This window comes from Mesorhizobium sp. M4A.F.Ca.ET.050.02.1.1, assembly GCF_003997725.1.
In the GTDB taxonomy this organism is placed as follows: Bacteria; Pseudomonadota; Alphaproteobacteria; order Rhizobiales; family Rhizobiaceae; genus Mesorhizobium.
In genome coordinates this window covers 1-641 of the sequence record NZ_RZSG01001395.1, presented here as the reverse complement: position 1 = coordinate 641, position 641 = coordinate 1, and the positions used below count along the sequence as shown (strand labels likewise).

Below are 641 nucleotides of genomic sequence, written 5' to 3'. Positions count from 1 at the left end.
GTGCAGATGTTGGAGGTGGCCTTGTCGCGGCGGATATGCTGCTCGCGCGTCTGCAGCGCCAGCCGGTAGCCGGGACGCCCCTTGCTGTCGGTGGACTGGCCGACCAGGCGGCCGGGCATCAGCCGGGTCAATTTGTCGGAGACGGCGCAATAGGCGGCGTGCGGGCCGCCGAAGCCCATCGGCACGCCGAAGCGCTGCATCGGACCGACGGCGATGTCGGCGCCCAGTTTGGCCGGAGCATCGGTCAGCGTCAGGCCAAGCGGATCGGCGATGAAGATGACCAGCGCGCCGATGGCGCGGGCTTTCTCGATCGCCGCCTTGTGGTCGCCATAGACGCCGAAGGTGTCCGGCCAGGAGACGAGCAGCGCGGCGGTGTTGTCGTCGATCGTCTCGCCGTCGACCTCTGTGCCGAGCGGCTCGGCGCGGGTGCGCACGACGTCCAGCGTCTGCGGATGCGGCGTGCCGGCAATCGCCACCTTGGTGCGTTTGTCGCGGTGATGGCGAAGGGCAATGCCGACGGCCTCGGCAACGGCGGTGGCTTCGTCGAGCAGCGAAGCCGACGCCACCGGCAGGCCGGTCAGTTCGGTGACCAGCGTCTGGAAGTTGAACAACATTTCCAGCCGGCCCTGGCTGATCTCGGC

Annotated in this window: 1 pseudogene; it reads right to left on the bottom strand. The window is 68.8% G+C overall.

Going from position 1 to position 641, the window contains the following annotated elements:
- Positions 1–641: pseudogene (locus EOA33_RS37735) on the bottom strand (glycine dehydrogenase (aminomethyl-transferring)); the annotation flags it as partial.